At 74.9% G+C, this 7,092-nt stretch carries 5 protein-coding genes; 3 read left to right on the top strand and 2 right to left on the bottom strand.

All coding sequences use genetic code 11. From position 1 onward, the window contains the following. Window positions 1–52: 52 nt before the first annotated feature. Window positions 53–2,446 (bottom strand): FtsX-like permease family protein, encoded by a 2,394-nt coding sequence (locus ACZ6EM_RS33285; RefSeq protein ID WP_452177213.1) that lies wholly within the window; start codon window positions 2,444–2,446, stop codon window positions 53–55. Next, window positions 2,443–3,156, bottom strand: a complete 714-nt coding sequence (locus tag ACZ6EM_RS33290; protein ID WP_401049160.1) for an ABC transporter ATP-binding protein — start codon at window positions 3,154–3,156, stop codon at window positions 2,443–2,445. The genes ACZ6EM_RS33285 and ACZ6EM_RS33290 overlap by 4 nt, the downstream gene beginning before the upstream one ends. A gap of 303 nt (window positions 3,157–3,459) precedes the next feature. On the opposite strand from ACZ6EM_RS33290, the gene ACZ6EM_RS33295 reads away from it, so the two are divergent. From ACZ6EM_RS33295 to ACZ6EM_RS33305, 3 genes are all read left to right on the top strand, one after another. Further along, entirely contained in the window at window positions 3,460–4,908 is a 1,449-nt protein-coding gene (locus ACZ6EM_RS33295; RefSeq protein WP_401049158.1) for a sensor histidine kinase, read from the top strand. Further along, window positions 4,860–5,507, top strand: a complete 648-nt coding sequence (locus ACZ6EM_RS33300; RefSeq protein WP_380538753.1) for a response regulator — start codon at window positions 4,860–4,862, stop codon at window positions 5,505–5,507. The genes ACZ6EM_RS33295 and ACZ6EM_RS33300 overlap by 49 nt, the downstream gene beginning before the upstream one ends. Window positions 5,508–5,855: 348 nt before the next feature. Then, window positions 5,856–6,899, top strand: a complete 1,044-nt coding sequence (locus ACZ6EM_RS33305) for an isopenicillin N synthase family dioxygenase (RefSeq protein ID WP_359900096.1) — start codon at window positions 5,856–5,858, stop codon at window positions 6,897–6,899. The last annotated feature ends 193 nt before the right edge of the window (window positions 6,900–7,092 follow it).

Here is a 7,092-nt window from a genome sequence, read left to right on the forward strand (position 1 = left end):
TCCCGGACCGGGCCGGACGCCGGGTGGCTCCGCTCCTGGTCCTTCCTCCTTGTCACTCCGTGCGCAGCGCCGTGACCGTCCGGGTGCGGGCCGCCCAGGTGGCCGGGAGGGCGGCGCCGAGCAGGGCCAGCACCAGGCCGCCGAGTATCAGCGGCCCCGCCACCGGCGGGGCGAACACGGCGAGGTCGGCGTCCGGCACCCCGATTCCGGCGGCCCGGGCCATCGCGGGCATCACCTGGTGGTGCACCAGGACACCGATCGGGACTCCGATCAATCCGGCCGCCAGCCCGCTGCCGCAGACCGAGGTGAGCACCATGCCGACCGTCTGCCGGGGCGCCATCCCGAGCGCCTTGAGCACCCCGAGGTCGTGCACCCGTTCCCTGGTGTCCAGCAGCACGGTGTTGAGCACCCCGAGCCCCGCCACCACGGAGAGCAGCAGTGTGAGCACGCCCGCCAGGGTGTTCATCGCCAGCACCACGATGTTGAGGTGCTCCCCGCCGGGTTCGGCGCCCAGGCCCATCGGCTTCACGGCCTGGTCCAGCCCGTCCGCGTAGGACTGCGCGTCGGTGCCCGGGGTGAGGTCGATGTGGAAGGTGAGCGCCTCGGCGTGGATCGCGCCACCGAGCGGCGCCAGCGTGGCCCGGTCCGTGAACACCACGTCGTTGGTGGTCAGGACCTCGCCGGTGATCTTCGCCGGGGTGCTGCGGCCGTGGTCGGTGAGTGTGACGGTGTCACCGACCTTCGCCTCGTTGGCCCGCAGGTAGGCGTCGGCCACCACCACCTCGCCGGGGCCGTGGAACCAGCGGCCGGAGACCAGCTGGAAGCCGCTCCAGGAGGCGTCGCCGCTGAACGCGACCACCTCTGAGCGCCCGGTGTTCCCGGCCAGGGCGACCGGGGCCGGGGCGGTGCTGTACCAGGCGCGGGTGCCCGTTCGGGACTCGACGGCCTTGGCCACGGCCGCCTCGTCCACGTGGTCGACGGGCTGCGCGGCGCCCTCGATCGGGACCTGGACCACCACCTTGCCCGCGCGGTCGGCCGTCAGGCCCTCCTGGATGGAGCTCAGCGAGAGCGTCAGACCGACGCAGAGGGTGACCCCGACCGTGCCGAGCACCACGGCGGCACCGGTGGTCGCCGAGCGGCCCGGCCGGTTGAGCGGGGAGGCCAGCCCGAGGCTGAACGCACGTGGCACCGGCAGCCGGCCGATCAGGTCCTGCGCCCGGGACAGCGGACCCGCCGCCCCCGCCCCGCCGGCCGTGCGACGGGCGGCCGCCCGCTTGGCGCCGGGAGCCGTCCGGCCGACCGCGAGTGCCTCCACCGTCCGCAGCCGCCCGGCCCGCAGGGCCGGTACCACCGCGGTGCCCGCCACGGCCGCCAGCGCCGCCACCGCGACCACGGCGTCCACCCAGACCGGGATGCCGAGCAGCCCGCCGCGCAGGGCCTTGTGGGCCAGCCCGAGGACCGGTACGGAGAGCAGGTTTCCGAGGAGCACGCCGAGCGCCGTGCCGAGCCCGGCGGGGATCAGCGCCTGGCCGACGTAGGCGCGTGCCACCTGGGCGGGGGTGAAGCCCAGGGACTTGAGGATGCCGATCCGCCGGGTGGCGGCACTGACGGCGCCGCTGACCACGACGCCGATGATCAGCACCGACATGGCCAGCCCGAGCACCCCGAAGGCCGTGACGAACGGGACGAAGGTCGAGGCCGTCCGGTTCGCCTCCTCCCGGGCGGACCGGTAGGAGGTGACCGCGGCGAGCGCGTCGCCGGGGACGGCGGCGGCCAGCGCGGCGCGGTCCGCGGCCACCTCGGCGTCGTCGTCGGCGTGGGCGAAGCGGTAGAGGTACTGGACCGCGGGCACCGTGCCGGGCGCCGCCAGCCCGGCCACCTGCTCCGGGGCGACCCAGCCGTCCGCGCTCCAGGAGACCGAGGCCGCCAGGCCGACGACCTTGAGCGTCGGGTGCCCCGGCCGGTCCGGGAACTCCATGCTGTCGCCGACCGCCAGCGGGGAGTGCCCGTCCAGGAACACCACCTCACCGGGGCCCTCGATCCAGCGGCCTTCGGTGATCCGCAGGCCGTCCAGTGGGCCGTCCTGGGCACGGCCGACCAGCGTCATCGGCGGCAGCGGGCTCCCGGCCGGCGGGATCCGGGTGTCGGGGCCGGAGCGCGGCTGGACGGTCACCGCCTGGTAGGGGCCGGCCGTGGCCGTCACGCCGGGCGCGTGGGCCGTCCCGGCGAGCTGGGCGGGGCTCGCTCTCTCCCGGTCGTACAGCACGTTGAGGTGGGCACCGCGCTGGTCCGCGAAGGAACGCTGGTAGGGGCCCTGGGCGGCGACCAGCAGCCCGAGCGCGAGGATGCACGCCGTCACGGACACCATCGTGGTGAGCACCATCACCAGGGTCTGCACCCGCCGGCGGCCGACCCCGGCGCGCACCACCTTGCCGAGCGCGCTCATCGGCCACCGCCCGGCACCGGCGCGGCCGCCGTGTCCCGGACCAGCCGGCCGTCGAGCAGTTCGATCGTCCGGTCGGCACAGGCGTCGGCGAGCGCGGTGTCGTGCGTGACCAGCAGGATCGTCTGGCCCTCCGCGTTGAGCCCGCGCAGCAGGTCGCGGACGTCGGCGGCCGAGGCGGTGTCCAGCGCTCCGGTGGGCTCGTCGGCCAGCAGCAGCGGCGGACGGTTCATCAGCGCCCGGGCCACCGCGACCCGCTGGCGCTCGCCACCGGAGAGCCGGCCGGGGAAGGCCTTGGCGTGCCGGGCCACTCCCAGCCGCTCCAGCAGTTCCCCGGCCCGGGCCCGGGCCGGCTCCCGCCGCATCCCCGCGAGCTGGGCCGGGAGCAGCACGTTGTCCTCCGCGGTCAGGTCGTCCAGCAGGTTGAAGAACTGGAACACCATGCCGATCCGCGCCCGCCGGTACTCGGCCAGCGCGGCCTCGCCGAGCCGGTGCACGGCGACGCCGTCCACCTCCACCTCGCCCTCGCTCGGGCGGTCGAGGCCGGCGACCAGGTTCAGCAGGGTGGACTTGCCGCTGCCCGAGCGGCCGAGCACGGCCAGCGCCTCGCCGGCCCGGACCTCCAGGTCGAGCCCGGCCAGGGCGGGACGGGCGGCGTCGGATCGGTCGTACGTCTTGCTGACGCCGCGGATCCGGATGATCGGCGCGTTCACGGGCCCTCCACGGTTCGGGGTCCGGCCCCGGGAACCCCGGGCCGGCTGACGGGACATGACGCTACGAATCCGCGGCGGGGTGCCGACAGCCGTCTGGACGGCCTCTGCGGGGTGTATCCAGATACACCCCGAACTGGGTGTTCAGGCCTAGAGCGCCGGGCGACCCGGACGGGCAGACTGACCCATCGAAAGATCGAAACCGGGGTCCGCGGGGCTTCGGGGCGACGGCTTCGGGTCCGCCGCTCCGGGCCCGCGGCTCCGAGGTCCCCGGACGGGGGCCGCGGAAGGGAGAGGGGGCGCGTCATGAACGCGGGAGTGCTGGAAGAACTGGCCCTGAGGGTCGGCCGGGCGTGCGCGGACGGGGTGCGGGCCTGGTACGCGGCGACGCTGGCCGTGACGGGCTTCCTCGCGCTGCTGGCGGGGCCGGTCCTGCTGGCCTCCGCGCTGTTCGGACCGGACGAGCCCCTGGACCTCCACCCGGGCGGACCGCTGATCCTGCTGGTGCCGATGGGGCCGGTCGCCCTCTGGGCGCTCTGCTGGGCCACCGGGGGCGGCGGCCGGGCGGTCGGCGCCGCGCTGTTCGCCCCGGGGGCGATAGCGCTGCTGGCGACGCACCTCTACGGGGGTGCCGCGCCCGGCGGCCGGTCCGGCTCGCTCTGGCTGGCGCCCTCCCTGCTGGTGCTCGGGCTGTTCGGGGCCCGCTGGGGCGCGACGGAGAGCAGGCGGACGGTCGGGAAGTGGAGCGGGCGGCCGATCCCGGTGCCGTACCGTCGGCCGGTCGGGGCCGGGCCCTGGCGACGGCTGCGCACCGGCGGCTGGCTCACCGACCCGGCGATCTGGCGGGACTTCGCCTGGACCCTGCTCACCGGCGCCGCCGTGCTGCTCACCGCCGCGATCGTCCTGCTGACCCCGGTCGCCCTGGAGGTCTTCGGCCGGAACGGCCGGTTCTTCGCCCTGGGCGTCGTCTACGCGATGGGTCTGACCGTCGCCCCGTTGGCCGTGCTGTGGGCCGCCCCACCGGTCCTGCGGTTCCACGAGAAGGCCGCCCGGGCCCTGCTCGGGCCCTCCCGGCGGGCCGAGCTCGCCCGCCGGGTCAGCCACCTCGCGCGGACCAGGGCGGACACCATCGACGCCGGCGCGGCCGAGCTGCGCCGGATCGAACGGGACCTGCACGACGGGGCACAGGCCCGGCTGGTGGCCCTGGGCATGCTGCTGACCGTGGCCGAGCAGCTGAAGGACGATCCGGACGCCCTCGGGCCGCTGCTGGCCGAGGCCCGGCTGTCCTCGGTGAAGGCGCTGGGCGAGCTGCGGGACCTGGTCCGCGGCATCCACCCCCCGGTGCTCGCCGACCGCGGCCTGGCCGACGCGGTTCGGGCGACGGCGCTGGACATGCCGCTGCCGGTCGGCTTCAGCGGCGACCTGCCCGGCCGGGTATCCGCCCCGGTGGAGTCGGCGGCCTACTTCGCGGTGACGGAGCTGCTGGCCAACGTGGTCAAGCACGCCGGGGCCTCGCAGGTGTGGATCGAGATAGGGCACAGTGACGGGCTGTTGCGGATATCGGTCACCGACGACGGGCGCGGCGGCGCCGACTCGTCCCGGGGAACCGGCCTCAGCGGAACCGAACGCCGACTGGCCGCCTTCGACGGGGTGCTCGCGATCAGCAGCCCGTCCGGCGGGCCGACCATTGTGAACCTGGAGATCCCGTGCGCGTTGTCATCGCCGAAGACCTCTTCCTCCTCCGGGACGGCCTGACCCGGCTGCTGGAGGCCAACGGCATGAAGGTCACCGCGGCGGTGGAGGACGGAGAGCAGCTGCTCGCCGCGGTGGCCGCGGACCGCCCCGACATCGCCGTGGTCGACGTCCGGTTGCCGCCGGGCTTCACGGACGAGGGGCTGCGGGCCGCGCTCGCGGCCCGCCGGGCCCACCCGGGCCTGCCCGTCCTGGTGCTGTCGCAGTTCGTGGAGCAGCTCTACGCGCGCGAGCTGCTCGCCGGCAGCACCGGCGGGATCGGCTACCTGCTCAAGGACCGGGTGATGGACGGCACCCAGTTCATCGACGCCGTCCGGCGGGTCGCCCAGGGCGGCACCGTCATGGATCCGGAGGTGATCACCCGACTGCTCACCCACAACTCCTCGGCCGGCCCGGTCTCCACCCTCTCGCCGCGCGAGCGGCAGGTGCTGGCGCTGATGGCGGAGGGCCGGTCCAACGCGGCGATCGCCCAGCAGCTGGTGATCACCGAGCGGGCGGTCGCCAAGCACACCGCGTCGATCTTCGTCCGGCTCGACCTCCAGCCCTCCGATGACGACAACCGTCGGGTCCTGGCCGTCCTGGCCTACCTCAACAACTCCTGAAAGGAGCCGCCATCGCCCGCGCTCGGCACCCACTCCGCACAACTTGATAGATCACCGACAAGTGGCGAGTTGCCCTCCGCTGCACGGGGCTCGCCTGCTGCAGAACGGGTCAATTAGGCTGGTGAGGTGCTCATCCTTGTTCGCCGCCGCCACGTGGACCTGCTCCGCGTGACGACCATGTCCTGTCGACGCTCCGGCTGAACCTCGCGCCACCCACCCTCACCGGCGACCCCTGCCCGGCCGCCACCACCTCCCGGCTCCCCGAGCACCCGCCGCACCAGGCGCTGCTCCGGCCGTCCCCGGTCGACCACCGGGACCAGCCGGGACGAGACCCAGCGGATGTCACACATGACGCAGCAGTACACGCCCATATCCGAGACCGGCACCGACTCCGCCCCGGCGGACGCCCTCCCGGTGATCGACCTGTCGCTCGCCGACGGCAGCCCGGAGGACCGTCGCCGCCTGCACGACGAGCTCCGCGACGCGGCCACCGGCGTCGGCTTCTTCCAGCTCGTCGGCCACGGTGTCACCCCGGACGAGACCACCGCACTCGCCCGGGCCATGCGCGCCTTCTTCGCACTCCCCGAGGCCGACCGGCTCGCCGTGAGCAACCTCAACTCCCCCCACTACCGGGGCTACACCCGCACCGGCGACGAGCGCACCGGCGGCAGCCAGGACTGGCGCGACCAACTGGACATCGGCGCCGAGCTGCCCCCGCACGTCCCCGGCACCGGCGAGCCCCCGTACTGGTGGCTGGAGGGGCCCAACCAGTGGCCCGAGGCGCTCCCCGAGCTGCGCACCGCCGCGCTCGGCTGGATCGACCACCTCGGCGGGGTCGCCCGCCGCCTGCTGCACGAGCTGCTCACCGCGATCGGCGCCCGCCCCGACTTCTACGACGAGGCCTTCGCGGGCCACCCCCACCTGCGCCTCAAGCTGGTCCGCTACCCCGGCAGCGCCCCGGACGGCACCGGCCAGGGCGTCGGCACCCACAAGGACTACGGCTTCATCACCCTGCTGCTGCAGGACACCGTCGGCGGCCTCCAGGTCGAGCGCGCGGACGGCACCTTCCTGGACGTCCCGCCGCTCGACGGCGCCTTCGTCGTCAACCTCGGCGAGCTGCTGGAGGTGGCCACGGACGGTTACCTCAAAGCCACCAGCCACCGCGTGGTCAGCCCGCCCGGCGCCCGCGAGCGCTTCTCGGTGCCGTTCTTCTACAACCCCCGCCTCGACGCCCACATCGAGCCGCTCGACTTCCCGCTCGCCCACCACGCCCCCGGCGCCACCGAGGACCCGGCCAACCCGCTCTTCGCCGACTTCGGCCTCAACGAGTGGAAGGGCTACACCAGGGCCCACCCCGAAGTCACCCGCCGCCACCACGCCGCCCTCGCCTGACCCACGGGGCGCGGAGCCCGCACCGCGCCGATGCTCCCCACCGGCAGCCCGCCGGCCCGGGCGCGCCCCAAGCGGGTGCCCGGGCCGGCGGGGCCCGTCGGCCCAGCGCTGTCGGAGCGGCGGCAAGACCGACACGGTCGACACGACCGACATCACGTAGAGGATCGCCTGCAGCGCCCCGAGGCGGAGACGA

The organism is Kitasatospora sp. NPDC041917 (assembly GCF_055589745.1).

Coding starts and splice junctions, on each gene's coding strand:
- ACZ6EM_RS33285 (WP_452177213.1), bottom strand. CDS start 2,446: ATGAGCGCGCTCGGCAAGGTGGTGCGCGCCGGGGTCGGCCGCCGGCGG.
- ACZ6EM_RS33295 (WP_401049158.1), top strand. CDS start 3,460: ATGAACGCGGGAGTGCTGGAAGAACTGGCCCTGAGGGTCGGCCGGGCG.
- ACZ6EM_RS33305 (WP_359900096.1), top strand. CDS start 5,856: ATGACGCAGCAGTACACGCCCATATCCGAGACCGGCACCGACTCCGCC.